The organism is Thermococcus litoralis DSM 5473 (genome assembly GCF_000246985.2).
GTDB classification, from domain to species: Archaea; Methanobacteriota_B; Thermococci; order Thermococcales; family Thermococcaceae; genus Thermococcus_A; species Thermococcus_A litoralis.
Map to the genome: position 1 here is coordinate 1,426,508 of NC_022084.1, position 22,456 is coordinate 1,448,963.

Consider the following 22,456-nt stretch of genomic DNA (forward strand, 5'->3'; position numbering starts at 1 on the left):
TCTCCCACTACTCAACTTGGGCATAGAGTTATATTTAGCTTTCTGTTTTAAGTTGAGTTGTTTGGATTTTTTACTTTGTTTTGTTGTTTGTTGTTTTTTCTTTTGTCTTTTCGTTTTTTCTAATGGTAAATTTTATATAGTTTGAGTGCTTATTATTTGTGAAAATTTCCTCATGCTTGGGGGGGCGAATGCTAAGGTGGGTAGTTTTGGGCATTGTTGGGTTGTTGGTTTTTAGTAGTTTTGGTTTTGTTTTTGCTCAGGAAGTTAAGAGTTTGCAAGTTAGTTCTGAGACCTGCAGTGCTTGCAGTTCTTGTAGGGATTTTGATGTTGATAAGGCTTTGAGTGAAGCAAATGCAAAAATTGAGAATTTGACGAGGTTGATTAATCAAAAAGAGGCGGAGTTGCATAAGCTTTACGCTGAACTTAATAAAACTAAAAGCATTGAAACACTTGAGAAGATTGTTAAGCTTGAGGACGAGATCCAGCTTTTGAAGAGTGATTTGGAATTTTATAAAAGGCAAGAGCTAAGCTTGGAGTTAATCAAGAAGTATACTCGTAGGACTCCTTATGGTGTTGAGGTTCTTTATTACAGGCTTCCTAGGGAGGATGAGTTGGTCAAACAATACATTGAGAAGGTTCATCCTGTTAGGAAAGACGTTGACTTGGACTGGTTTATTGCTTTTTACAGGCAGGCTGGTGAATTAACGTTTGATGAGTACGTTGTTACAGACATGAAGCTTAGGGAAACTATTGGAGAGATAAAAGCTGGTAATGCTACAGTTGAGGATGCTTTAGGGTTAATAGAAGAGAAGAAGCAGATTTGGGATAGGATTTATGCTTACTTGGGGGAGAGGGATAAACTGCAAACACTCAAAAAGCTTAAAGAACTCGGAAGAAAACAAACAATCATGAAAACTACTGGAGTAGAACCTTTATCAATTGACGTAGGTATAAGCAGAGGGTGGGGATGTCAATTACACTATTGCTTTGGAGAATCAAGTCCTGCACTGCCATCTCAAGCATACTTATATGATTTTCAGAAAGTGGCAGTGTGGGTTGGCATGTATACATCTTCAACCCCAAATATGAATTACTTCTATGATGAATACTGTACGTATGATTTTACATCAACTTACGATATACACGAATATTGGGACAAGGCGGTGGAACTAACTTACGATCCAATCTTGGGAGGATCTCCTGTTCATTCTATTCAAGTAAAGTGGTTTTTCAGTGCATATGACAGTGATGACGTAAAACACGATATAATATGGCAGTTTGAATGTGATGCTACTCACTGTTGGTTAACAACAGGAAGAGCTGATCTTCCAGATCCTAATTTGGTTCCTTGGGGAACTTATAAGCTGGATGTGTTTGAAAACTATTTAGACTGTTGCAGAGGGTGCTTGATTGGCTGCCAATGTCATTGGTGTAACACTCATTGTAGTGGGTGCTTTGCATGTGATCCAAGCGGAGCACAAAACTTCGTACATGAGGATAAACCGAACAGAACAATATGGCCATAGGTGACTGGATATGAAAACTTCAAGAATGATTTTAGCCCTTCTTTTTCTTTTGCTTTTAACCTTAGCCATCTCCATTTCACATGAGTATCGAAGTTGTGAATGGAAGTACAAAGATGCTTCTCTGGTCGGTGTTTGGAGTGGAAAAGTTACAATCCTTAAGGATGATACCCTATTAGTCCTTAACATAACAAATGGAAAAGTTCTCAAAGAATTTCAAGCACAAAGAGGGTATTTCTTCTGGAAAACACGCTTTCAATAATAAATGCCTCCGAAGTTTTGAGCATTAATCTGGATGATTTCACAATTACTAAGCTTGGCATACCTGAAGGTGTTGATTTAACTGAATTGGCTTTTGCTGTCAATTTGGGAAATATTTCGCTCTATTCTACTCTTCATTCTGTTGGAGGGAAGTACAATTTTGAGATTATTGAATATTATGTTTGTACCGAAAACTGTTTAGTGTATCCTTTTAAAGTTCCTCCCAATTCATATCCGTTGATTTATACGTTTCCGGGAGGGTATGTTTTAACTTTTAAAACTAATGATGCCTTTACTAATGGTTCTGCAGTAGTTCTCAACAAAAACGGAGGGTTTATGTGGAACGTAACCACAAGGTATGCAATCAGCGACTTTGAGTATTCCAATAATACGCTGTTTTTCTCAACTGGTGGCACAGAACCTGGAGGAACACTCATAACTGGTGGCGACATCTATGCGTTCTCTCTCAATGGTTCTCTCAAGTGGCACATTAACCTTAGGAACTATGAAGGAAAGTTTTATGATTGGGGCATTGCCGGAATGAAAGCTCATAATGGCGATCTGTATGTCGTCGGATATACTGGTAGAATCTATATTATTGATTCTAAAGGAAAACTCAAGAAAATTGTAGCTTCGCCAGTTTACAAAAGGTTGAAAACTCCATCTTTAATAAAAGGGGTCAAGGTAGCAAAAGATGATTTGATAGCCTTCGCCTACTTGGACATAAAGACATCTAGCTTATTCCGGAAAGCTAAAGGCATCTGTGTTTACGATTTCGGGAACTTTAAATGCTGGAGAACAAAAGAACCGGTATCTAAGATCTTAGTCTGGGATAAATGGGTTATTGGAGAGGGGATTGATGGGGTTTGTGCATGGAGAAGAGGTGTGAACCAATGAGAAAATTTGGAGTTTTACACGCTCAAAGGCGTTAAGGGCTCCTATCTCTGTCTTCCAGATGGAATTTTGCTATATGCATATTATCCAGAGGATGCTGCTTACCACTAAATTCTGTCCTAATATTCCAAAAGGGTTCAGAATATCTAACGTCAAAATTATTGAGGATAGACTTTATTTTGTGGCAACATATGTTGAAACTAAATTCTTATGGGTTAGAACCAACGGGAACTTGTATCTTATCAAAGAAGGCAGTGTTAGAAAAGCCCGTGTTGCGAGCATTAGTGGTAGTGCCCTTGGCGCGGGCTTTTGGGTTGATGCGAATGATAAATACGTTGTTGTTGCCTACTTCCTTACAAATGAAGAGGGAAAGAAGAAAAATGGACTTTGCGTCTTTACAAGCGAATATTTGATCAAGATAGCATGCAAAAGTCTTGATAAGACTCCAGAAAACGTGAAAATTGAAGGCAGAACGACCTACGTAAAATTCAGAGATGGAAGTATTAGAGCATATAAGATAATTGCTCCTTAAAATGATCATTTGCTCTGGATGATTCCTAATTTTCCATAGATTTTTTCCTCAATTTCCTCCGGGATTTCAGGTTTGCTGATCTTTTTTAGGGCTTTCTCCTTGTTAATTAACCCATATCTCACCAGTGCTGCTATCCTCCTCGTCTCAAAGCTGTAGCCGTGCTTCTCGTAATATCTCCTGAGTGCAGGGCCCAAGATTAGGCAGTTGGTTGTGTAGCCGGCAAGCTCAGGGAACTTGAAAGGAAGCTTGTTGAGAATTTCAAAGCGCTCTTCCTCACTCATAAGGCTCAGCAACCGGATTTGTACTATTCCATTGCTCATCAGTCTGTAGGGATGATGACCAAAAGGAAGCTCATGCCCTGTTATTATGTATTTGATTCCCTTCCTTAGGGCGTATTTTCTAAGCTTCTCCATCGTCCTCGAGGAGCACTTTTTGCATGGGGATTTGCCTTTAAGGAGAGCCTCCCTAAAGATGTCAGAGTAATCATGGTGAAGAATCGTCAAGGGCACTTCGAGGTGTTTGGCTATTCTTTTTGCGTTCTCTATAGCTTCTCTCGCCATAAAGCCGTGGTCTATCATTACAGCTTCAACATCAACGTTATATTTATCTTTTGCGAGATAAAGGGCAACCGTGCTGTCTTTACCACCTGAGAAAGCCACTATGGCTTTGTCCACTTTTCTCATCAGCTCTTCAAGTTCAGCCCGTATTTTTTCTTTGTCTGGCTTATGGGCTAGGTAGTTTATGCATTCCTTGCAGAGGGGTTTTCCATCAACGATTTTGATCTTTGCAGTTCTCTCGTCGTGTATGCAGAGTGAGCATTTGAGCATTTTACCCACCGAAGTATTTGGTGTAAAGCTCCTTCGCTTTCTCTTCTGTAGTGTTCTTCACCAATACTTTCCCGCTCTTGAAGACAATTATCTCTGTTCCCTTATCTAAGAACCTAACGTAGTCCTTTTTGAACTCATAGAGAGTGTTTAAGCGTTCTAACTTTGAGGTAAGATCCTTTAGGTTTACTTCCCTCCCAAGACTGAATCTAAACGCACCATCGCAGGTCTCTTCGAGCTCAACCTTCTTTCTCTTTACTATCGGAGCTACGTCTCTTCCTATACGCCTTGCGCTGAAGAGCGTTAGCGCGTCCATGGTTCTATAAATGGCAAGCTGACAGCCGCTTATCCTAACGTCTATGTATTTTTTAGCTTCCATTGCTGCCTTGAGGTATTCTCTTATGCTCTCAGCCCTCTCAAAGTCTAAGCCCGCTTTTCTTAACCGCTCCTCGTTGAGCTTGTGTATTGTTAAGGGCTGAAGCATCATCTCGTCAACTCCAAGGGAAGCCGCAAGCTCCGCTATTTTTGGAATGTCCTCATCGTTTATCCCGGGCATGAAGATTGTTCTCACGACGGAGCGGACAGATTTGTCTGCCCCAACGATCTTGAGAGCGTTTACGACATTCTCAAAGGTATCGGCATTGGTTATCATTTTGTGCTTTTCTCTACTTGCAGCGTCTAAACTAATCATAACCAAATCAAAGTCAAGCTTCTCCCATAGCTCCTCCGTTAAGAGGGAGCCGTTCGTTTGAAGGTCGAGCCTCGCATCGGGGAACTTCTTTCTCAAAAGCCTGTTTACCTCAACTATTCTTGGACTCATGAGGGGCTCTCCGTACTGGGAGACGGTAATTGCATAAGGGTTCTTCCATCCGTAGTAGCCCGGCTTTGGGTCTTTCCCAAGCTTTAATGCCACATTGGAGTAGCAGAATATGCAATCATGGTTGCAAGCGGGAGTGAGCTCGTAAGAGGGATGGTGGACTGGATTTTCTATGCTCAAATCTAAGCCTTGACACCCTTGACAGTGAGTTGGAACGACTAAATCATCAACAAACTTCTTTAAGAGTCTCGCCTCTTTGTTTTCCAAAATCTCTGGCTCTATACCCATTTTTCTCGCAAATTCTTCCCAGCTGTATTTCATTTTCTCACCGAGAGATGATGTGGGAAAGCATTAAAAAACTTGACGCTTTTGGGGTTGTGGTGAGGAAATGAGGATAACCCTAAAAAGGAAGGCTTTCCTTGAGGAAATCCCAAAAGTGGTTGAAGAACTCGTCAAGGAATATGGGATTTCTCTGAAGCATATAAGTATTGAAGAAGACGAAAAAGGCTGTTATACCATTTGGGCTACCTATGAAAGCCCTACTTCTTGAAGACCCTTATGTCCAGAACAACGTGCCATACTCCCGGAGCGTAGCGTTTGATTATCCTGCTCTCCAACAGCTCGCTCTCGTAGCCGTGTTCCCTGGCTATTTTTTGAAAGGTCTCAAAGGGCTCCCTAGGCATCAGCCTCTCTGGAACGGTGTTGTGGTAATGAATCACCGCTTCATCCTTTGCTATCTCCAAAGCTTTCGGAATGAATTCATGCGTTTTGACAACGTAGCCCATCAAAATCCTATCGGCTATATTTTCTCCTTTAAATTCTCTGTTATCTATGTTGTAGGCCGTCATTCTGTCCTGAACTTTGTTGAGCTCGATGTTTTCGACCAAGAACTTAAAGGTATAGGGGCTCTTTTCGATTGCTATTACCCTAGCACCGCAGTGCTTTGCTATGGGCAGGCTCAGGTGACCTATTCCTGCGAACATATCTACAACAAGTTCATCCGGCTTTGCAATGCTCGCCATTCTAACCCTTTCCTTTACATTTGCAGGGGAGAACATGATTTTAGAGGCATCAAACTTGTAGAGGATGCCGTTCTCTTTGTGGATCGTTACCGGATCGTTTCCGTAGATTATCTCATAGTTGGTCTCCCTGAATTCTCCGCCAATCTTTCCCTTCCTCAAGACTGTTTTGACACCCAAAACTTCCGCATAGACCTTTGCGATCTCATATTTGTAAGGCAAGAGCTCTTCTCGAAGGGGAAGGATTAAAACATCTCCCAGCTGAACCCAATGTTTTGGAAGAAGGTTCACTAATTCGGGAGGAAGGGTTTTGCTCAGTATCTCTCTTATACGGGGTTTTATGAGCTGGGTCTTTCTTCTCTTCATACAGGGTAACCTCCAAGAACTCCCTTAAAACCTTTTGGTCTGGTACGTTCCTTTCTTCGATTGGTCATTTCGGCAAAGAACGATAGAAAAAGCTTAAAAAGGAGTGTCCCCAATATTATCTGAGAACCTCACCGGAGGTAGAGTTTGACAATGGATGATGAATCCTCGAGTAGTTTTTGGTTGAGTAAAATATTAAAATCCAAAAAGAAGGAAGGCGTCATTGAGCAGAAAATAACGGAAGATGCCTACAGGGACTTGAAGGCTCTTCTAATGAGGGCCAAGCCAGATGTAATCGGGGATAAGATAATTCTCAAGCTGCCAAACGGAACCGTAGAGCTTACAAGGGAGAAGCTCAGGATAGTTGCCGATAAAAAGGAGCACGCTGAGAAAATACTCAGGAATCTCCACCACTATTCAATGCCCCCAGGGTTGTGGCCCGCTTATGGTCTCAGCTACTCGATAAAGAAGGGTTCTCTTCTAAAAAGCAGGAGTTAATCTTTTCTTTTTACCTCAAATATTTTAAACCTTCAGAAGTATTCTTAGTTAGCGGATGATGGGCCTTGCCCAGTCTGAGTCAATGATGACGTCGGTATTAGCTGACGCTTTAAACACCTTTTGGAGGAGCGGGGATGAGTGAGCTACTTGAGTTTTATGCAAGTGAAGCCATGACGTGCCCCCGAAGGGTTTACTTTCGTCTTAAGGGGTATAAGGAAAAGTGGCCCGAATTTGTAAGGGTGAGGCTTGAGCAAGGGGTTAACACCCATAATGTTCTTGGAGAGATACTTAAGAAAAGGTTTGGTTTTGAGCTTGAGAAGCATATAGTGTTAAAATCCCCCCGTCTAGGGCTTGAAATCCACGGGAGGATAGATGCATTCAGGCGGTTTCCAATAGAGATAAAGGGAAAAACTTCCCTTCCAAGGCTCCCCTATGACTACCATCTAGCCCAGCTGAACGTTTATCTAAGGTGGGCAGAGAGTGAATACGGCTATTTGTATTATGTTAAGCTGCATGAGGAACCAAAGAGGGTTTTGAAGGACGTGGACTTTTCCAGATTCCCAATAGTCAGGGGAAAGAACTTTAAAGCTTTTGAAGTGCCCTATGACGAAAAGCTTTTCAAAGAGACCGTAAAGCAGTTTTACCTGATAAAAAAACATTATGAAAAGGGCGTTCCCCCAGAGGGGTGGAAGGACTACACATGTAAGTTCTGTCCCTACTATTACATTTGTTTTGGAAATGGATTTACTCCTTAGCTTTCCACTTGAGGTCGTTTTCTATGACTGCCTCTATGAGGTCTCGATTATAGAGATCCGCGATTATTGCCCTTATTGGGACTTGATTCAAAGCGAGTATCTGGGGTGTTATTTTTGCTCCAAAGTCCTTTGCAAGTGCATAGCTAAGCTCACTTACACTCTTTGGCTCTCTTAATAGCTCAAGAATCTTTTTTTCTCCTTCTTCTACTCTTTGAAGGTTAAGTTCAAGCAGTTTTAGAGCCTCTTCTCCTTTTACAGCCCTTCCGTGGGAAGGGATGAGTAGAATGCCTTCCTCTGCGTAACCCATTAATTTCCTTATAGACTCCTTGAAAAGCTCTGGCTCAACTAAATAAGGCAAGCCTACGGACTGAATAACCCTCTCACCAAAAAAGCTATCTCCCGCGTACAAAACGCCGTTTTCCTCATCTAGGAAACCCGTCATTCCTGGCGAGTGTCCCGAGAGCTCTACCGTTTTCAGCCCAAAGAGCACATCGTTCCAGTCAAAAACTCCATGAACTCTGACTTCTTGTGGAAACTGGTAGACCAAAAACCCTTTTGGTGCCTTCGAACCAAAGGTCAAGAGCTCCCTGTTGAGGGGGCTTTCAGCTATGGAGAACTCATACCTGTGAATAAATAAGGGCTTCCCAAGCTTCGGTGCGATTGCTATGTGATCGGCATGTCCATGGGTGGAGAGCATGTAGTCAATCTCAAGGTTTATTTTCCTCAGCTCTCGTCTGAGTTCTTTATGCCTTTTGCTCCCATTTCCCGGATCAATAATAACCACGTTTTCCTCAACTTTTATCATTGTAGAAGGACTCCCAGGGTAAAGATAGAGGTTTTCTCCAAGTTTCTCAAGTGCCATAAAATCACCTCAGCCTTTCCAGCTCATCAACGAGCTCTTTAAAATATGGGTAAAATTCACTTTTCTTTAAATACTCCAAAGCCTCCCAAAACTCCTCCAGACCTTTTGATCCTGCTTTTTCGTATTCCCATGCTTGGAGAACCATTTCAAGCTTGTCGGCAAACTTGACAAGCCTTCCCTCTGGACTTTTTTCTTCTTCATACTCTTGAAAAAGCTTGAAGTATTCCACCCTCTCAGCGCCGAGAATGTCCACCATGGCCTTTCTCTCGGCTTTCTTCTTATCCACGTACTTCTGCGCCTCAAGGGGCAAATCAGTGATCCTTGCCTCAGCAAGATCGTGGAGGATAGCTATCTTCAGCGCTTTCTCGACGTTTATTTCCATTCCTCTTTTTCTTAGTTCGTCTCCCAAGAATAGGGTTATGAAAGCCACCCTAAACGTATGTTCAGCAACGCTTTCCGGGCTCTGAACTCCTCTAAGCAACCATCCCATTCTGGGGAGCTTCTTTAACTTCCCAGCCTCTGCAAAAAGGTTTAACATTCTTATTCCTCCGTCACGTAGAGGACTCTTTCTGTTTCAATGGCTTTAGCTATTATTCCATCCCCTACGAACCTTCCATAAACTTTGACGGTCTCTCCCTTACCTACGTTGGGAGTTCCAGAGAACTCTATTTTTAAGCCAGAAATATGGAAAGTTGCTCTATAACTTGGCAGTTCCATGGGGAGGAACTCAATCTTTGGCTTGTCCTCTACAATCCCTTCTATAACGACGTTTTTTCCCCTAAAATTGCCATTTTTGAGCTCGTCAATCGTAAGGATGTAATAATAGTTGTGACCGAACTTAGTTCTCTTCACTCCCATCACCCTTATAACTTAACTATCGTGAAAATATTTTGGGTGAGAGAGATGATAAAGGTTGCGATTATTGGTGCTGAAAATGTAGGCAAATCCACACTTATGAATGCTCTCCTTGGGAGAAAAATCTCTGAAACGCAGCCTATCCCCGGCACCACAAAAGGAGTCATAAGAAGGGCTTTTGGGACGGTTAAGATTCCGAAAACAATGAAGAACCCTCTTGGAGGTGCTGACGAGCTGGTTTTAATTGATACAGCTGGACTGTATGACCCACAGCATGAACTTAGGGGGAAAGTTCTGAGCGAGGAGAAGTTCAAAGAGCTCCTGAACGAAATCGTCTCAGCGGACATAGTTATTCATATGATAGATGCCCAATATGGCCTTCACAGGGGAATGGAAAAGTTACACCATCTGCTAAAGTTCAGATATGATAAGCCGATAATAGTTGTTGTCAATAAGATAGACCTTGTGCCGAGAGAAAAGGCCGAGGAGCTTAGAGAAATCATCAAGAAGAGACTTGAGCAAGAGCCAATACTGCTATCATTGGTTACCTATGAGGGATTTAACGAACTTTTAGAAAAGCTGACGTATTACGCTCAGTACGCCAGGAGGTCTTGATTAACTTTAAAATTCCTCTAATGCTTAGCATTTCATCCAAAATAGCGTATTCATTTGCAAGTTCTTCTGCAAGTTCTCTGGGGAAGCCGTTCTTGATCAATGTTTTCTTAAACTTTCTTTTTGCCCTCTTAACGGCCCTTTTCATCCCCGCCAGCTGCCACAGTGTTTTTGGAATTATCATGAGCAGTCGAAGGAAGGAAAAAAAGAGCGAAAACATCAGAGCTCCTCCTCAAACTCCTCCTCTTCCTCTATCTCTATCTTCTTTTTCTTTCCGATGTTCCCGAGGTCTTTGAGGCCTTCAAGCTTACCCATTCTCTCTTTCATAAACGCTGCAACAAGGGTCTTTATGATATTCATGCTTTCCATGTACTCTTTTGTAAGTTCAAATGCCTTATCCGGATCCATCCCAGCTCCTACAAGCTCTTTGTAAAAGTTTGCAACATTTTTGCCGAACTTCTCTGCCTTTTCTGGGTCATAGACGTCGTTTAGGAGCTCTTTTATTGGTCCAAAAATGGAGTCCATTATTTTTGGTAAGTGTTCTGAAACAGTTCCAAGCACCTGTTGAAGTTCCTTAATGTCCTCCTCATCTCCTTTGCCCTTCTGGTATGTCTTGAGCATCTCCTCAAGCATTTCGATCTTCTTCTCGATGAGCTCCATGTCCTCTTTGCTCTTAGCCTCTTTGAGTTCTTTTGTGAGCTCTCTGATCGTCTCTTCTATGAATTTCTTTGCCCCTGTTTCGCTTTCCATGGCTTCTTCAATTTTTTTCCTTATCTCTTCACCAAATTTCTCATCAAATTCCATTTCAATCACCTCAATAATTATTCTGTTTGGTCAAACTTAATTGGGATTCCGATCAAATCAAACCACTTATTGAGCACTTCCTTTCTGAGTGCATAGGCTTTTCCCTTCTCACCATCAACTTCCTCAACAACGTTAAGCTCAATTAGGTGATGTATCTTTTCTCTGACGGTGTTTCGCGAAGCTTTGCCCCTTCTTCTTTTTAGCTCTTGAGTGATCTGGCTTATGTTCGCGCTTCTCAAATCAAAGAGAATTCGCACGATTTCCCTTGCTATGGGGTCATGCCTTATCTCTGGCACGACTACGTCTATTCCTAATCCCCCATATTGCGCATAGATGTTGATGAGACGGAGATAATTTTCTGCCAGCCTTGAGACTATTTCAAAGCTTGCCATCAATTCGTTTAGGGCTTTTCTTAAGGTTTTGACTTCCTCTGAGAGCTTCTCGATATCCTGGTCTTCTGGCATCTTCATCCCACTACCATATATTGTTGATCAAATCATATAGGCTTTCTGATTAGAAATGATCAGGAGGGCTTATGTTTTACTTTGGAGTTAAGGTGATAAAAATTTTTGCCTAATTCTCGAGTAAATAGCAATATAGCTAGTCCTTACTCTAAAATTAATTGCCTCGTATTTTGTGTACTTCCTTTGGATTTTGGGTATTCTTTGAAAACCTGCGGGTTTTAGGGATACAGCTCCATCTCATAGTCCTCTAAGTCCGTGTTCAATGCTTTAGTAATCACGAGCTTTCTCTTATTGTCTTTTTTGAATTCTATGATTGTCGTTGCGAGGTCTTCCAGCAGTGAGAGAACTTCTCTATTATTTCCGCTTAGGACATCTCTGTTTACGAAATAAAAGGCTATCCTGCGGGTGTCTCCTAAAAATGTTGAGAGGACATTAACAAACGGAATCCCTTCGTTTCTCATAAGAATCCATCTTTCTATCCCGGTTACTAATATTACGGTAAATTGCTTGCTTACAACTTCCTCAAAGAGTTCTCTATACGCTTTAAACAACGCGGGCAGTTCTCTGTCCGCTCTTAAAAATCCAACCATGTTTACCTCTGGCAGTTCGTGATATCCAATCTCAATGAACTTTGCCTTCTCAAGGGCTTCACAGTGGGGGACTCTCATCTTCATTCGTTTCAGGCATAACTCTATTCGGTTAAAGAGGTCGGTAATAAGCACCTGGTGTTTTTTAAGCTCGGCCCAGTTTATCACTTCAATAAAAAACAGCGAAGGATCATCTTTTGATGAATACTCCACCAGCACAATTTCTCCCGGTTTTAACTTATTCAGGATTTCGAGCATTATAACCCCCTCAGTTTTTTTAAGTTGGATGAATTTAAGGTTTTTGTAACGCGATATTGAAAAACCTCAGCACTCACATATTTTCACAAAAACCTTTCTCCTCCTTGGTCCATCTAGCTCGGCAAAGATCACGCTCTGCCATGTCCCAAGTAAGAGTTTTCCGTCTTTTATCGGAATTGCTAGGCTTGGGCTTAGAAGGATGCTCCTCAGATGGGAGTGGGCGTTGCTGTCTATTCTGTCGTGTCTGTAGCCTTTTCCCTTAGGCACAAGACTTTGGAGAAATTCCCTAACGTCCTCAAGCAGGCCGCTTTCGTTCTCGTTTATGAAGAGGGCTGTTGTAGTATGCCGAGTGAAAATTATGGCTATTCCTTCTTTTATCCCGCTTTCCCTTATCTTCTCGTTTACCAAGGGAGTGATGTCAATAAGTTCAAACTCCTCCCTTGTTGGAATATCAATCTCGAAGATCACCTCTACCCCTCCAGAATTTCCCTTGCTATTCTCTTTCTCGGCCTCCTGAAATATAAAACTGTAGAAACTCCACTTACTCCATGTTCAGCTGGAGTTATAGCTTTGTACTCCCTAAAGAATACATTCCCAAGTGAGAGCTGGGAAGCTAAGTCCCAGAGTCTGTGTTCCTGCTCTGTGACTTTCTCAAACCCTGGGAGCTTGTAGTAAGTTCTCTTAAAAACTCCTCTAATTGGGTCATAACCTTCGTGAACCGAGATGAGGGTGTATTCATCTGTTCTGGTTTCAACGAGCATATCCTTGTATCCCACTCGGTAGAATATCCCATAAACTCTGTCAGATTCTTCAAGGAGAAACATTCCATCATCGCTCAGGATTGAAGCAACGCCGGCAAAGAGCTTTACGGCGTCAAAGGCATCAAAATGAGGCATTGTCAAGCCCCAGAGAAGAGCTATGTCATGCTCATCGGCAAGTTCTGCCACATTCCTTGCGTCTCCGATGATTATATTGGGTTTTAAGTCTAAATCCGCTATCCCAATCCACTTCCCAACTTTCTTTAGGTCTTCCTCTCTTGCATCGAGAACGGTAAGGGCTTTTGCATTTGCTGCCTTTGCCATACCAACTCCAGCTATGCCTGTTCCCGCGCATATATCGAGAACCCTTGGCTTATCAGGGAGCAGTCCTTTGTTTTTGAGCTTTTCAAACACCTCCACGATTCGCCGAAATCTCAGCACTGCTCTTTCATCTTCTGGATCCATTCGCCAGTGGAGGTAGCGATAAAGTTCTTCAAGGCTCATAAAAATCCACCGGAAGACAATAATTAGCGGGACAATTTAAGAGTTTTGTTTTCTCGGCTCCAAACCTTTTTAAATCCCCCAATGAACTTCCCATCATGTATGCGCTCATCTACGGAAAGAACCCAAAGCTCAGTGAGGCCGAATTTTGGGCCTTTGTGAGGAGATTTGGGTTAAAAGTTAGTGTAGTTGAGAGCTCAAAAGACTGGATAGTTTTTGAAAGTGATAGAAGCGTAGAAAGGCTTTTCCACAGACTTGGCGGTTCGCTAAAACTCGTGAAAATTATTGGAGAAGGGGAAGAGGCAATAAAAGACTTAGAGTATGCGAAGCTTTTTACTGTGAGTCTTTATGGAAAAAGTGACTGGAAGTTCTGGAGGAAGCTTGGGAGCGAGATAAAGAAGCACTTCAAATCTCAGGGCACAAGCAAGTTCTTCAAACCCGCAAAGGTCTATGCAATGCCCTCTGAGCTTATCTTGAAGGGCTTTCCCGAGGTTAAGGATTTCGTCTTTCTCTTTGGAGAGAAGCTCTACGTAGGAGAAACAGTGGCCATAACTGACCCATTTGAGCTCAAGAAACTTGACGTTGAAAGACCTGTGCAAAGAGCGATCTTCTCAATTCCCCCGCGTTTAGCGAGAATAATGGTGAACCTCACAGAGGTAAGGCAGGGTAATTTCCTTGATCCCTTCTGCGGGATAGGTACTATAGTTCAGGAGTTTTTGCTTCAAGGTTTAAATGCTTACGGGAGTGATTCCAATCCAAAAGCTATTCACGGAGCCAAAGAAAACCTGAAGTGGTTGAAGAAGGAATTTAAAGTAAAAAGAACAGCCCATCTTGAAGTATGTGATGCAAGAAAGCTCAAAAGGTGCTTTAGAATTAGGTTTGACGCTATTGTTACGGAGCCCTATATGGGTAAGCCCCTAAAGCATCATCCCACAAAAGGTGAGGCAATAAAGCTTGCCAACGAGCTTGATGGATTTTATTATCAGGTTTTTGATAGCTTTAGAGACGTTTTGAAGAGAAACGGAAAGGTCGTGTTTGTTTTTCCAGCATACAAGCTCAGCGATGGGAGGATCTATCGCAAGGATAGAAAGTGGCTTGGAAAGCTTGGCTTTGAAGTTTTAGGGAAATACACGGACTTTGAAGCGAGGCACAGAGTTGTTAGAGACATTCACGTGCTTAGATTTAAGGGGTGAAAGTATTAGAGCCATTCTATCTCTACCTTATCCTCTACGCGTTTGAATTCTTCATCACCGGTTAGAATTCGAGAATTTGTTTCAATTGCAGTTGCCACAACAAAAGCATCGGCATAACTTAGTTTGTGAAATGCTTTAATTCTCCCCGCAAGCAATGAAAGTTTTTCATCTGCCTGTATAAAGACTATTGGTTCCCGCTTTAAGAGTGCTATGCTCAAATCTGCTTTTTCTAGGTCTTGTCTCGCAAGAATATAATATATCTCTCCGAGATTAACGTAGTTCATGTAAAGTGTAACTTTTCCTTCTTTTGCCATGTGAAGGTATTTTTCGACTTTTTCGGCTCCAACTTCGTCTCCGATATATGCCAAAATTGCATAGCTATCTAAAACAATGTTCATTCCTTGTCCTCCAGCGTCTTTTCTTCTTCTTTAATCTCCCTTAACAATTCTTTGAGAGGTTTATTGAATTTTATCAGTCCTCTCAGCTTAACATCCCTCTTTATAGGCACTAAAACTATTTCTCTCCCAAATTCGAGTATCTCTACTTCATCTCCAGGTTTTATATTGAACCTTTCTCGAATGTCTTTTGGTAAGACAATTTGGCCCTTTGAAGAAACTTTCACCGTTGTCATCTTACTTACCTCATACATGTTCTTACTGTGTGGTACTTAAACCTTTCCTTAATAATTGAACCAAATTTCACCAATCCCAAGATTTATAAGCTGTGAGGGTATTGATAAACTAAAATCAAATGGTGGTTAAAATGTTTGAGACCGTGTTAAAATGTACTCAGTGCGGTAGAGAATACTCTCTAGCAAGTGGGATTTACAAATGTGAAAAATGCGGCGCTCCTTTGGATGTTCAGTATGATTACGGTGCGATAAGAGAGCTTATAGAGGATAACGACGCTTGGTTTAGAGAAGCGCCGCGACTATGGAAGTACTGGATGTTCTACCCAGTTTCAAACCTTAGGAAGATTGTTAGCCTTAATGAAGGAGGTACGAGACTTTACAGAATGAAAAACCTTGAGAAAAAGCTGGGTTTTGGAAAGCTTTACATCAAAAATGAAGGAGAAAATCCAACAGGGGCCTTCAAGGATAGGGGTTCGAGTGTAGAAATAACAAAGGCCCTTGAATTTCATGCAGGAAAGGTTGTAGTGGCCTCAACGGGAAACATGGCCGCTAGTATTTCTGCTTATGGTTCCAAGGCGGGCCTTGAAGTGACAATAGTAGTTCCAGAAGGGACTCCTGTTGGAAAGCTTGTTCAAGCAGTTGTTTACGGGGCGAAGATAAAAATCCATGGAAGCACGTATGATGAAGCCCTAGCAGAAAGCGAAAGAATGGCAAAGGAAGAAGATTATTACCTTACAGGGAACTACCACTATAGGGTAGAAGGTCAAAAGAGCACGGCCTTTGAGATCTTTGATCAGCTCCGATTTAACGCTCCTGACTGGATTGTGGTGCCTATTGGTGCTGGGACACACTTAAGGGCCATTTGGAAGGCTGCAAATGAATTCTATGAAGTGGGGCTTATTGAAAAATTGCCAAAAATTGCTGGAGTTCAAATTGAGGGCTACGATGCAATAGTCAGGGCTTGGAGAGAAAAGAAGCCCATTGAGCCAATAAGGACAAAACAGCCAACGGTTGCCTCGGCCATAGCCGTTAAAGCCCCCGTGGATGGAGAGAACGTTCTGAGGGCCATTGATGAGAGTGGAGGATACCTTGGCACAGTAACAAATGAGGAAGCTATGAACGCAGGCCTAATGCTCGGAAAAGAGGGCCTCTTCGTGGAGCCTTCCTCAGCGACGGCCCTTGCCCTCGCTAAAAACATGAGAGAAGAAGGAATAATAGATAGAGATGAAAGTGTCGTTGTAGTTGCAACTGGACATGGCTTAAAGGACATAAAAACCTGGGAAAGCTTTATTAGATTTTAACTATTTTTTCTTTTTGGTGCCATATGCTCTACGAAGAAAGGAGGTTTAGCAGGTTTGTGCTCTTTATTACACTCCCAGCGTATATAGGTCTTTTAGCAGGCCTTTGGGCGACATATCATGCAGGTGAGGGCTTTGAATTTATGGCAGTAGTTTTCATTGCGGTTGTCATGATTTTGATAGACGTGTTGAGTTTTAAAATAGAAATAGATGAAAGAGAGATAAGGCTCCGCGGAACTCTGGGATTGATTATTAGAAAAACGATTAAGATTGATGAAATCGAGAGTTTTGAGGTTAAATTGGGCTGGATAAGCTGTTGGGCTCCAATAAGATTTAATTTTCCGGCTAAAGGGTGTATAACCATCCACAAAAGAGGGGTTGATGTAGCATTTACCACCAATAACCCCGAAGAAATCGCAATGATCTTAACTACCCTTGGCGTTCCACGAGCAGCTTAGTGCCCCTAACTTGGATTATCTTGACTTTCTCCCCTCTTTTTGCTGTTCCGTTTATGCATTCAGCTATCCACAGCTCGTTTCCCACTTTTACGACACCTTTTGGCATTAATTCTTCAACCACAAGGGCTTCTTTTCCAATTAACGCCTCGGGCCCAACCTCTGCTTTTTTCTCAAAGACTTCCCAGAGGAACTTAACGGCAATGACATCTTTGAAGATAAGGAAAGCTATTACAGCAAGAGCGGGTTTTAACGGCACGTTTATACCAGCTCTCGGCAAAATAAAGAACAAAAATATTCCCACGGCTATTTCATCTGCAAGGATGCTCAGAGTTTTTAGGGCGTTTTTGACGTAGGTTTTCATAGTTCACACCCCTAAGTTGGGCAAACCGCCGTAGAGAAGCATAAGAAGCCCTACAAAAACCGGCTGATGGATGAAGTAAATCTTTAAGGTGTTCCTCCCCATGAAGCAGACGAACTCAAGGAGGGGATTTTTTGGAGTGCTTATTTTGAACTTTCTTTTTCCGTCTGGGTAAATCAACGCACCTATTGCTGTCCCCAGAAGGAAAACCCCAAACCACGGGAAAATCGGGAAGTAATCAAGAGTAAAGAACTCGTGGGGAGTAATTCCTAGGGGAAGAAAGAGCAAAGTGTCGGCGTGAACGTTCTTCACGATTTGACCTCCAAGGAGAAAGAGAACTGCGGGAAAGATGTTTTTCCATCCGAGAGGATAGAAGGGAATCACGAGCAAACTTGCGACGCCCAGAAAGTGCAGAACTCCAAAGTAGATTGTCCCTCTCTCCAGCAAGAGATAGGTAGTGAGGGTTATGAGCAAGCCAAGACCGAAAAGCTTTGCAAATCTGAGAAAATACTTCTTCAAGGTTTTCTTCCCCCTTGCATGGCTTATCCACAGTGAGAGCCCTGAAATCGAGACGAAGAGGGATGCGGTTGCATAGGCGAAGAGCTTCCAGAAAACTCTGTACTCTGAATAGCCCAAAAAGAACTGCAAATCCGTTACAAAATTTGAAATTAACATCATGATTAACGCTATTCCCCTAACGAAGTCAACCTCCCAAAAGCGCTTTGAGTATATCTCGCTGCCGAACATCAAAAGATATAAACCTCGAGGCTTATTTAAGTTTGGGGTTGTCATGGAGAGAAGTATACTGCGGTTTTTGTTTTTCACTTTGGCAATGTTAATGATAACCCAGCCCGGGGCAATAGCCTTTGCCAATTTTGATGCCCCTTATGGGTTTTACAAGGATCTCTCTGCATGGCTCTCTGCCTATCTCGGAGGTGCTGTGATTTTAATGTTATACGCACTCTTGAAGCGGAAAGAACTTGGAACTAAGTTCCTTTATATCTATGGGCTTCATTATGGGTTTTTGCTTATTCTCACATATTTTTTGGAGCTGAAGGTTATTGGGAATATTAATCCTTCGTTTTCCGTTTTGAGTTTGTTCTTCTTAAGCTTTCTCGGCTTTCTGCTCAGCATAATGCTCTTTCTCCCAGCCGTTTTTTCCCCACCCTATTATTCCTATGATGCACCCCTACTCCTAATCCAGCTTGTACTCTGGGTTGCTTCCTTTTACATCTTTCTTAGGCTTAGAGAGCTTGAAGAGGAGAAAATATTGACAGTCTACAGAATTTTCTTGGGTTTAATGCTTTTTTCGATTTTCTTTGGCTTTCTCAAAGTTGCCGAGGTGTTTAGATGAGGATTATTAAAACTAGAGCAAGAAGCATCTACACAAAAAGCGGAATTCCTGGGGTTGATTATGTTGTAAATCAGTATGTAGGATGTCAATTTGGGTGCAAATACTGCTATGCAAAGTTCATTTGCAAGTGGAAGCCCTATGGCGAGTGGGGAACATGGGTAGAGGTAAAGACCAACGTCCCTGAGCTTGCAAGGAAGAGGGTTTATGGAGAAGTCTTTATGTCGAGCATCTCCGATCCGTATCAGCCCATAGAGAAGGAGCTCAAGCTAACGAGAAGAACCCTTGAGATGATGAACAAGAGAAACAAGCTCAGCATTCTGACAAAGTCTCCTCTTGTGGTTAGAGATGTTGACATTTTCAAGCTCTTCAACGAAATCGAAGTTGGATTGACAATAAACAGCTTCGAGGGGAAGGAAAAGCAGCTCATAGAGCCCTTCACCCCTTCACAGAAGCTTAGGATAGACGCGCTAAAGACACTTAGAGAGGAGGGAGTGAAAAACTACGCCTTCATAAGCCCGATTATCCCGGGGATCACTGACGTGGAGGAGATAATAAGGGAAACAAGGGACTTCGCCGATTCTTACTTTTTCGAGATGCTCAATCTGAAAGCCGCCGGCAGAGAGTTTCGAGAGTTATTAAAAGAGAACTTTCCTGAAAGCTATGAAGTTATGGTTGACGATGATAAATTCTGGAGCTTCATTAAAGAGCTCGTAGAGCTCATAAAACGGTTAAACGTAAGGGCAGGGGGAATAGAAGTCCACAGAAGGGGCTGGGAGATTATAGAGGTGAAGTAAATGAGAATAGCCCGAGTAGGGGATCTCTGGTTAGAAATCCCAGATGTTAGGTATTCCTTCTTTGATACCCCGTACATTGGCCATAAGCTTGGGACTGCAGTTGATGTGTACTTTGAAGACAAAGCCCTTTTTCCCTTCGAGGAGGGAAAGCTGGTTGAGGTGAAAAAGATAAAAACTCCCCGATATATTCCTGTTAGAGACGACTATCTTCTCATCTTTGAAGTTGCGGATTTTTGCTTGAAGGTTCTTCATGTGGAGCCTGAACTTGAGGTTGGTGAAAAGGTTTCTCTGGGGGATGAAATTGGAGAACTGAGGCTTTCGGGCTTTTTCTCTCCTTGGAGTGATAAGCATGCCCATTTTGAGCTTAGAAAGTGTGAAGACAGATACAGGGCGAGGGGAGGATTAACGATATTTCCCAAAGTTAGACCTTTAGTTCCCGTTGTTGAGGGAAGGGAATTCAAAGTCGTCGAAAAAACCGCCCACTACTATTGGCTTAAGCCTCTGAAAACTAGAGGGAGCGGACTAACTCCTTTTGGAAGCATTGAAGGTGGATTGCCCCATTATCGTTACGGAGCGATTTTCAATGGAAATAAGGCGATGCTGTTTGGGAAGGTTATAAGGGCTGAGAAAATTCTTGAAAATGGCGTTGGGATCTTTAAAGCAAACTTTGAGGTTCTTGCAAACGGGAATAGAGTTAGGGGAGTTGGGGTTTACTGCAATGAGGGAAGGATTAAGCTTATTGGTGGGGATTTTAAGGTTGAAGAGACCGTGGAACTTGGGATAATCTAAAAAATTTTTGATATTTGTAAAATATATTCTACCATAAACTATATATTCACCAAGTGAAAATCTACAAAAATGATTTGTTTTTTATTTTTGGGTTGATGAATAAAGAGGTGTGTGATATGGAAAAGGTGGAGGAAATCCCTAAAGAAACCCTGCTTGAGATATACAAAACTATGCACAAGATACGAACTTACGAGGAAACACTTGCAGAGTGGTACTACAAGGGGAAAACCCCAAGGTTTGACATATCTGCGGGCCCAATTCCCGGGGAGCTTCATTTATCTTCCGGCCAGGAATCTGCAGCAGTTGGAGTTTGTATGCACCTAAAACCTGAAGATGCCTTAATAGGGACACACAGGGCTCATCACTTTGCGATTGCTAAGGGAGTTGATTTGAAGAAAATGACTGCCGAGATTTTTGGAAAAGCTACAGGTCTATCAAGGGGTAAAGGAGGCCATATGCACCTTTTTGATGCAAATGTTAACTTCAGCTGCAGTGGAATTGTAGGAGCAAGCTTCCCACAAGCCGTTGGTGTGGGAATAGCAGCAAAACTGAAGGGAGAAGATTACGTTGCGGTTGCCGTTGGTGGAGACGGTGCAGCTAATCAAGGGACTTTCCATGAGGCTCTTAATTTAGCCGCAATCTGGAAGCTACCAGTGATCTTTGTGATAGAAGACAACAGCTGGGCTATTTCAGTCCCAAAGGAAAAATCAACTGCAGTCGCGAAGAACAGTGAAAGGGCTGCAGGTTATGGAATTCCGGGAGTTAGTGTGGATGGAGCTGATGTCATAGCGGTTTATGAAGTGGCAAAAGAAGCTGTTAAGAGAGCGAGAAGAGGAGAAGGGCCAAGTTTGATTGAGATAAAAGTTTATAGGCTCAGAGGTCATTTTGAAGGAGATCCACAGCACTATAGACCCAAAGAGGACTTAGAGCTTGCCAGGCAAAAGGATCCACTCATGAACTTCGAAAAGCTCCTTCTAGAAAAGGGCATTGCAACTGAAGATGAGCTTAACAAGATCAAGGAAGAGAATATCAGAGAAGTACAGGAGGCTATTGACTTTGCGGTAAACAGCCCGTATCCAGAGCCTGAAGAAGCATTAAAGGGCGTTTTTACGGGGGGTGAATGAGATGGCAAGAAAACTCCCCATGTATAAGGCAATCTCAGAAGCAATAGCTCAGGAAATGGAGAGAGATGAAAACGTGTTTGTCATGGGTGAGGATATCGGGGCATATGGGGGCATATTTGGCGCAACAACTGGACTTTTAGAGAAATTTGGGCCTGAGAGAGTTAGAGACACTCCGATAAGTGAAGCAGCATTTATAGGGGCTGCTTTGGGGGCGGCATCAAAAGGAATGAGACCAATAGTCGAGCTTATGTTTGTGGACTTCTTTGGAGTTGCCATGGATCAGATTTACAACCACATAGCCAAAGCCCACTACATGTCCGGCGGACAAGTGAAAATGCCAGTAGTGATAATGACCGCCATGGGTGGAGGATACAGCGACGCTGCTCAGCATTCCCAATGTCTCTACGGGCTCTTTGCACACGTTCCGGGTTTGAAGATAGTAATTCCCTCGAACTCATATGACGCGAAGGGCTTGATGATCTCGGCGATTAGAGATGACAACCCAGTTATGTACTTCTTCCACAAGGGACTCATGGGACTTGGATGGATGCCCTCGCCACCAGAGGCAACGGTTGAGGTTCCAGAAGAGCCTTATACAGTACCTATCGGAGAGGCAAAAGTAGTCAGAGAGGGAAGCGATGTCACCATTGTAGGAGTTGCTAAAATGGTATACGAGGCATTATGGGCTGCAGAAGAGCTTGAAAAAGAAGGCATTAGTGCGGAGGTAATCGACCTAAGAACTCTGGTTCCCTTGGACAAGAAGACCCTCGTGAACTCCGTAAAGAAGACTGGACGTTTAGTTGTAGTGGATGAGGACTACAGAAGCTACGGGATGAGTGGAGAAGTCATTGCTACGGTTGTTGAGAATGGAATATCTTTGGAAGCACCTCCCGTAAGAGTGGCCTATCCTGATGTTCCCGTTCCCTACAGCAGAGTTCTGGAGAGATACGTTCTTCCAGACAAGGAGAAGATAATCAACGCCGTAAAGAGTATAATGTGACATGGCGGAGGAGAGAGAATGGAAGTAGAGGTGAAAGTGCCAATAGTTAGTCAAGAAGATAAAAAAGGTGTAATAAACCAGTGGTACAAAAGCGATGGGGATGAAGTAAAGGAAGGTGAGGAGATAGCAGAGGTCATGATAGAAAAAGTTACCGTTATCGTAAAGGCGCCAGCAAGTGGAAAGCTTAGAATACTCGTTCCTGAAAATGAAGAAATATCACAGGGACAGGTAATAGCAGTTGTAGAAACTGAGTAGCTTTCAAAACCTTTA

Annotated in this window: 31 protein-coding genes and 1 pseudogene; 16 read left to right on the forward strand and 16 right to left on the reverse strand. The window is 42.6% G+C overall.

The window, feature by feature from the left end:
* Positions 1-188: 188 nt before the first annotated feature.
* From OCC_RS07710 to OCC_RS07725, 3 genes are all read left to right on the forward strand, one after another.
* Positions 189-1,526 (forward strand): hypothetical protein, encoded by a 1,338-nt coding sequence (locus tag OCC_RS07710; RefSeq protein ID WP_020953746.1) that lies wholly within the window; start codon positions 189-191, stop codon positions 1,524-1,526.
* Between the two features lie 276 nt (positions 1,527-1,802).
* The gene (locus tag OCC_RS12445; RefSeq protein ID WP_148290427.1) at positions 1,803-2,681 is read left to right on the forward strand and encodes a hypothetical protein; all 879 of its coding nucleotides are present in this window, start codon (positions 1,803-1,805) and stop codon (positions 2,679-2,681) included.
* Positions 2,682-2,739: 58 nt separating this feature from the next.
* Positions 2,740-3,210, forward strand: coding sequence for a hypothetical protein (locus OCC_RS07725; protein ID WP_148290428.1), 471 nt, complete (start codon positions 2,740-2,742; stop codon positions 3,208-3,210).
* A gap of 5 nt (positions 3,211-3,215) precedes the next feature.
* Here the strand turns inward: OCC_RS07725 and OCC_RS07730 are convergent, their stop codons facing one another.
* Together OCC_RS07730 and OCC_RS07735 are read right to left on the reverse strand one after the other, a co-directional pair.
* The gene (locus OCC_RS07730) at positions 3,216-4,037 is read right to left on the reverse strand and encodes a 7-cyano-7-deazaguanine synthase (protein WP_004069481.1); all 822 of its coding nucleotides are present in this window, start codon (positions 4,035-4,037) and stop codon (positions 3,216-3,218) included.
* Positions 4,038-4,275: 238 nt separating this feature from the next.
* A pseudogene (locus tag OCC_RS07735) lies at positions 4,276-5,172 on the reverse strand (radical SAM protein); the annotation flags it as partial.
* A gap of 67 nt (positions 5,173-5,239) precedes the next feature.
* Here OCC_RS07735 and OCC_RS12615 point away from each other — a divergent pair.
* Positions 5,240-5,401 carry a hypothetical protein gene (locus tag OCC_RS12615; RefSeq protein ID WP_004069485.1) on the forward strand — a complete coding sequence of 54 codons (162 nt, stop codon included), beginning with the start codon at positions 5,240-5,242 and terminating at the stop codon, positions 5,399-5,401.
* Here OCC_RS12615 and taw2 read toward each other — a convergent pair.
* The gene (gene taw2, locus OCC_RS07740; protein ID WP_004069488.1) at positions 5,391-6,236 is read right to left on the reverse strand and encodes a tRNA(Phe) (4-demethylwyosine(37)-C(7)) aminocarboxypropyltransferase Taw2; all 846 of its coding nucleotides are present in this window, start codon (positions 6,234-6,236) and stop codon (positions 5,391-5,393) included. The genes OCC_RS12615 and taw2 overlap by 11 nt on opposite strands.
* A gap of 150 nt (positions 6,237-6,386) precedes the next feature.
* Here taw2 and OCC_RS07745 point away from each other — a divergent pair, with 150 nt between their 5' ends.
* Positions 6,387-6,731 (forward strand): hypothetical protein, encoded by a 345-nt coding sequence (locus OCC_RS07745; RefSeq protein WP_048874702.1) that lies wholly within the window; start codon positions 6,387-6,389, stop codon positions 6,729-6,731.
* A gap of 134 nt (positions 6,732-6,865) precedes the next feature.
* Positions 6,866-7,486 carry a CRISPR-associated protein Cas4 gene (cas4, locus tag OCC_RS07750; RefSeq protein WP_004069492.1) on the forward strand — a complete coding sequence of 207 codons (621 nt, stop codon included), beginning with the start codon at positions 6,866-6,868 and terminating at the stop codon, positions 7,484-7,486.
* Here the strand turns inward: cas4 and OCC_RS07755 are convergent.
* Genes OCC_RS07755 through OCC_RS07765 form a run of 3 tightly spaced genes read right to left on the reverse strand, consistent with a single transcriptional unit; the run spans position 7,476 to position 9,200 of the window.
* A complete protein-coding gene (locus OCC_RS07755) occupies positions 7,476-8,348 on the reverse strand; it encodes an MBL fold metallo-hydrolase (protein WP_004069495.1) in 873 nt (290 codons plus the stop codon). The two genes, cas4 and OCC_RS07755, sit on opposite strands and share 11 nt — an antisense overlap.
* A 4-nt stretch (positions 8,349-8,352) precedes the next feature.
* Positions 8,353-8,886 carry an HD domain-containing protein gene (locus tag OCC_RS07760; RefSeq protein WP_004069496.1) on the reverse strand — a complete coding sequence of 178 codons (534 nt, stop codon included), beginning with the start codon at positions 8,884-8,886 and terminating at the stop codon, positions 8,353-8,355.
* A 2-nt stretch (positions 8,887-8,888) separates the two neighbouring features.
* Complete coding sequence (locus OCC_RS07765) at positions 8,889-9,200, reverse strand: hypothetical protein (protein ID WP_004069498.1); 312 nt, start codon at positions 9,198-9,200, stop codon at positions 8,889-8,891.
* Positions 9,201-9,251: 51 nt separating this feature from the next.
* Between OCC_RS07765 and OCC_RS07770 the strand changes: the two genes are divergently transcribed.
* The gene (locus OCC_RS07770; protein WP_004069500.1) at positions 9,252-9,818 is read left to right on the forward strand and encodes an Era-like GTP-binding protein; all 567 of its coding nucleotides are present in this window, start codon (positions 9,252-9,254) and stop codon (positions 9,816-9,818) included.
* Here the strand turns inward: OCC_RS07770 and OCC_RS12300 are convergent.
* From OCC_RS12300 to OCC_RS07795, 6 genes are all read right to left on the reverse strand, one after another.
* Positions 9,763-10,035: a hypothetical protein gene (locus OCC_RS12300; protein WP_148290429.1), complete on the reverse strand. Its 273-nt coding sequence runs from the start codon at positions 10,033-10,035 to the stop codon at positions 9,763-9,765. The two genes, OCC_RS07770 and OCC_RS12300, sit on opposite strands and share 56 nt — an antisense overlap.
* Positions 10,035-10,619 carry a hypothetical protein gene (locus OCC_RS07775; RefSeq protein WP_004069504.1) on the reverse strand — a complete coding sequence of 195 codons (585 nt, stop codon included), beginning with the start codon at positions 10,617-10,619 and terminating at the stop codon, positions 10,035-10,037. The genes OCC_RS12300 and OCC_RS07775 overlap by 1 nt, the downstream gene beginning before the upstream one ends.
* A gap of 17 nt (positions 10,620-10,636) precedes the next feature.
* Positions 10,637-11,083, reverse strand: a complete 447-nt coding sequence (locus OCC_RS07780) for a hypothetical protein (RefSeq protein WP_004069506.1) — start codon at positions 11,081-11,083, stop codon at positions 10,637-10,639.
* Positions 11,084-11,301: 218 nt separating this feature from the next.
* Complete coding sequence (locus OCC_RS07785; protein ID WP_004069513.1) at positions 11,302-11,928, reverse strand: DUF257 family protein; 627 nt, start codon at positions 11,926-11,928, stop codon at positions 11,302-11,304.
* Positions 11,929-11,994: 66 nt separating this feature from the next.
* Positions 11,995-12,396, reverse strand: coding sequence for a secondary thiamine-phosphate synthase enzyme YjbQ (locus tag OCC_RS07790; protein WP_004069514.1), 402 nt, complete (start codon positions 12,394-12,396; stop codon positions 11,995-11,997).
* Between the two features lie 2 nt (positions 12,397-12,398).
* On the reverse strand, positions 12,399-13,190 hold the full coding sequence (locus OCC_RS07795) for a class I SAM-dependent methyltransferase (protein WP_004069515.1): 792 nt from the start codon (positions 13,188-13,190) through the stop codon (positions 12,399-12,401).
* A 95-nt stretch (positions 13,191-13,285) separates the two neighbouring features.
* On the opposite strand from OCC_RS07795, the gene OCC_RS07800 reads away from it, so the two are divergent.
* Positions 13,286-14,380 (forward strand): TRM11 family SAM-dependent methyltransferase, encoded by a 1,095-nt coding sequence (locus OCC_RS07800; protein ID WP_004069516.1) that lies wholly within the window; start codon positions 13,286-13,288, stop codon positions 14,378-14,380.
* Positions 14,381-14,385: 5 nt separating this feature from the next.
* Here OCC_RS07800 and OCC_RS07805 read toward each other — a convergent pair whose 3' ends face one another.
* Complete coding sequence (locus OCC_RS07805; protein WP_004069517.1) at positions 14,386-14,778, reverse strand: type II toxin-antitoxin system VapC family toxin; 393 nt, start codon at positions 14,776-14,778, stop codon at positions 14,386-14,388.
* On the reverse strand, positions 14,775-15,011 hold the full coding sequence (locus OCC_RS07810; protein ID WP_004069518.1) for an AbrB/MazE/SpoVT family DNA-binding domain-containing protein: 237 nt from the start codon (positions 15,009-15,011) through the stop codon (positions 14,775-14,777). Before OCC_RS07810 ends, OCC_RS07805 begins: the two co-directional genes overlap by 4 nt.
* Before the next feature lie 131 nt (positions 15,012-15,142).
* On the opposite strand from OCC_RS07810, the gene thrC reads away from it, so the two are divergent.
* Together thrC and OCC_RS07820 are read left to right on the forward strand one after the other, a co-directional pair.
* A complete protein-coding gene (thrC, locus tag OCC_RS07815; protein WP_004069520.1) occupies positions 15,143-16,312 on the forward strand; it encodes a threonine synthase in 1,170 nt (389 codons plus the stop codon).
* A 23-nt stretch (positions 16,313-16,335) separates the two neighbouring features.
* Entirely contained in the window at positions 16,336-16,767 is a 432-nt protein-coding gene (locus tag OCC_RS07820) for a hypothetical protein (protein WP_004069522.1), read from the forward strand.
* On the opposite strand, the gene OCC_RS07825 is transcribed toward OCC_RS07820, so the two are convergent.
* Positions 16,739-17,128 carry an NfeD family protein gene (locus tag OCC_RS07825; protein WP_004069524.1) on the reverse strand — a complete coding sequence of 130 codons (390 nt, stop codon included), beginning with the start codon at positions 17,126-17,128 and terminating at the stop codon, positions 16,739-16,741. The genes OCC_RS07820 and OCC_RS07825 overlap by 29 nt on opposite strands.
* A 3-nt stretch (positions 17,129-17,131) precedes the next feature.
* A complete protein-coding gene (locus tag OCC_RS07830) occupies positions 17,132-17,872 on the reverse strand; it encodes a heparan-alpha-glucosaminide N-acetyltransferase (RefSeq protein ID WP_004069526.1) in 741 nt (246 codons plus the stop codon).
* A 43-nt stretch (positions 17,873-17,915) separates the two neighbouring features.
* Here OCC_RS07830 and OCC_RS07835 point away from each other — a divergent pair, with 43 nt between their 5' ends.
* The 6 genes from OCC_RS07835 to OCC_RS07860 all read left to right on the forward strand — a co-directional run bounded on the left by OCC_RS07835 (position 17,916) and on the right by OCC_RS07860 (position 22,441).
* A complete protein-coding gene (locus OCC_RS07835) occupies positions 17,916-18,479 on the forward strand; it encodes a hypothetical protein (protein WP_004069528.1) in 564 nt (187 codons plus the stop codon).
* Positions 18,476-19,273 carry an SPL family radical SAM protein gene (locus OCC_RS07840; RefSeq protein WP_004069530.1) on the forward strand — a complete coding sequence of 266 codons (798 nt, stop codon included), beginning with the start codon at positions 18,476-18,478 and terminating at the stop codon, positions 19,271-19,273. The genes OCC_RS07835 and OCC_RS07840 overlap by 4 nt, the downstream gene beginning before the upstream one ends.
* Positions 19,274-20,062, forward strand: coding sequence for a hypothetical protein (locus OCC_RS07845; RefSeq protein WP_004069532.1), 789 nt, complete (start codon positions 19,274-19,276; stop codon positions 20,060-20,062).
* Positions 20,063-20,178: 116 nt separating this feature from the next.
* On the forward strand, positions 20,179-21,186 hold the full coding sequence (locus tag OCC_RS07850; protein ID WP_004069534.1) for a thiamine pyrophosphate-dependent dehydrogenase E1 component subunit alpha: 1,008 nt from the start codon (positions 20,179-20,181) through the stop codon (positions 21,184-21,186).
* Between the two features lies 1 nt (position 21,187).
* Complete coding sequence (locus OCC_RS07855; RefSeq protein WP_004069535.1) at positions 21,188-22,186, forward strand: alpha-ketoacid dehydrogenase subunit beta; 999 nt, start codon at positions 21,188-21,190, stop codon at positions 22,184-22,186.
* Between the two features lie 18 nt (positions 22,187-22,204).
* Entirely contained in the window at positions 22,205-22,441 is a 237-nt protein-coding gene (locus OCC_RS07860; protein ID WP_004069537.1) for a lipoyl domain-containing protein, read from the forward strand.
* The last annotated feature ends 15 nt before the right edge of the window (positions 22,442-22,456 follow it).

Excerpts from the sequence above, each read along its gene's own strand:
- OCC_RS07710 (WP_020953746.1), top strand. The coding sequence starts at position 189 with ATGCTAAGGTGGGTAGTTTTGGGCATTGTTGGGTTGTTGGTTTTTAGT.
- OCC_RS07725 (WP_148290428.1), top strand. The coding sequence starts at position 2,740 with ATGGAATTTTGCTATATGCATATTATCCAGAGGATGCTGCTTACCACT.
- OCC_RS07730 (WP_004069481.1), bottom strand. The coding sequence starts at position 4,037 with ATGCTCAAATGCTCACTCTGCATACACGACGAGAGAACTGCAAAGATC.
- OCC_RS12615 (WP_004069485.1), top strand. The coding sequence starts at position 5,240 with ATGAGGATAACCCTAAAAAGGAAGGCTTTCCTTGAGGAAATCCCAAAA.
- taw2 (WP_004069488.1), bottom strand. The coding sequence starts at position 6,236 with ATGAAGAGAAGAAAGACCCAGCTCATAAAACCCCGTATAAGAGAGATA.
- OCC_RS07745 (WP_048874702.1), top strand. The coding sequence starts at position 6,387 with ATGGATGATGAATCCTCGAGTAGTTTTTGGTTGAGTAAAATATTAAAA.
- cas4 (WP_004069492.1), top strand. The coding sequence starts at position 6,866 with ATGAGTGAGCTACTTGAGTTTTATGCAAGTGAAGCCATGACGTGCCCC.
- OCC_RS07755 (WP_004069495.1), bottom strand. The coding sequence starts at position 8,348 with ATGGCACTTGAGAAACTTGGAGAAAACCTCTATCTTTACCCTGGGAGT.
- OCC_RS07760 (WP_004069496.1), bottom strand. The coding sequence starts at position 8,886 with ATGTTAAACCTTTTTGCAGAGGCTGGGAAGTTAAAGAAGCTCCCCAGA.
- OCC_RS07770 (WP_004069500.1), top strand. The coding sequence starts at position 9,252 with ATGATAAAGGTTGCGATTATTGGTGCTGAAAATGTAGGCAAATCCACA.
- OCC_RS12300 (WP_148290429.1), bottom strand. The coding sequence starts at position 10,035 with ATGTTTTCGCTCTTTTTTTCCTTCCTTCGACTGCTCATGATAATTCCA.
- OCC_RS07775 (WP_004069504.1), bottom strand. The coding sequence starts at position 10,619 with ATGGAATTTGATGAGAAATTTGGTGAAGAGATAAGGAAAAAAATTGAA.
- OCC_RS07780 (WP_004069506.1), bottom strand. The coding sequence starts at position 11,083 with ATGCCAGAAGACCAGGATATCGAGAAGCTCTCAGAGGAAGTCAAAACC.
- OCC_RS07785 (WP_004069513.1), bottom strand. The coding sequence starts at position 11,928 with ATGCTCGAAATCCTGAATAAGTTAAAACCGGGAGAAATTGTGCTGGTG.
- OCC_RS07795 (WP_004069515.1), bottom strand. The coding sequence starts at position 13,190 with ATGAGCCTTGAAGAACTTTATCGCTACCTCCACTGGCGAATGGATCCA.
- OCC_RS07800 (WP_004069516.1), top strand. The coding sequence starts at position 13,286 with ATGTATGCGCTCATCTACGGAAAGAACCCAAAGCTCAGTGAGGCCGAA.
- OCC_RS07805 (WP_004069517.1), bottom strand. The coding sequence starts at position 14,778 with ATGAACATTGTTTTAGATAGCTATGCAATTTTGGCATATATCGGAGAC.
- OCC_RS07810 (WP_004069518.1), bottom strand. The coding sequence starts at position 15,011 with ATGACAACGGTGAAAGTTTCTTCAAAGGGCCAAATTGTCTTACCAAAA.
- thrC (WP_004069520.1), top strand. The coding sequence starts at position 15,143 with ATGTTTGAGACCGTGTTAAAATGTACTCAGTGCGGTAGAGAATACTCT.
- OCC_RS07820 (WP_004069522.1), top strand. The coding sequence starts at position 16,336 with ATGCTCTACGAAGAAAGGAGGTTTAGCAGGTTTGTGCTCTTTATTACA.
- OCC_RS07825 (WP_004069524.1), bottom strand. The coding sequence starts at position 17,128 with ATGAAAACCTACGTCAAAAACGCCCTAAAAACTCTGAGCATCCTTGCA.
- OCC_RS07830 (WP_004069526.1), bottom strand. The coding sequence starts at position 17,872 with ATGTTCGGCAGCGAGATATACTCAAAGCGCTTTTGGGAGGTTGACTTC.
- OCC_RS07835 (WP_004069528.1), top strand. The coding sequence starts at position 17,916 with ATGGAGAGAAGTATACTGCGGTTTTTGTTTTTCACTTTGGCAATGTTA.
- OCC_RS07840 (WP_004069530.1), top strand. The coding sequence starts at position 18,476 with ATGAGGATTATTAAAACTAGAGCAAGAAGCATCTACACAAAAAGCGGA.
- OCC_RS07845 (WP_004069532.1), top strand. The coding sequence starts at position 19,274 with ATGAGAATAGCCCGAGTAGGGGATCTCTGGTTAGAAATCCCAGATGTT.
- OCC_RS07850 (WP_004069534.1), top strand. The coding sequence starts at position 20,179 with ATGGAAAAGGTGGAGGAAATCCCTAAAGAAACCCTGCTTGAGATATAC.
- OCC_RS07855 (WP_004069535.1), top strand. The coding sequence starts at position 21,188 with ATGGCAAGAAAACTCCCCATGTATAAGGCAATCTCAGAAGCAATAGCT.
- OCC_RS07860 (WP_004069537.1), top strand. The coding sequence starts at position 22,205 with ATGGAAGTAGAGGTGAAAGTGCCAATAGTTAGTCAAGAAGATAAAAAA.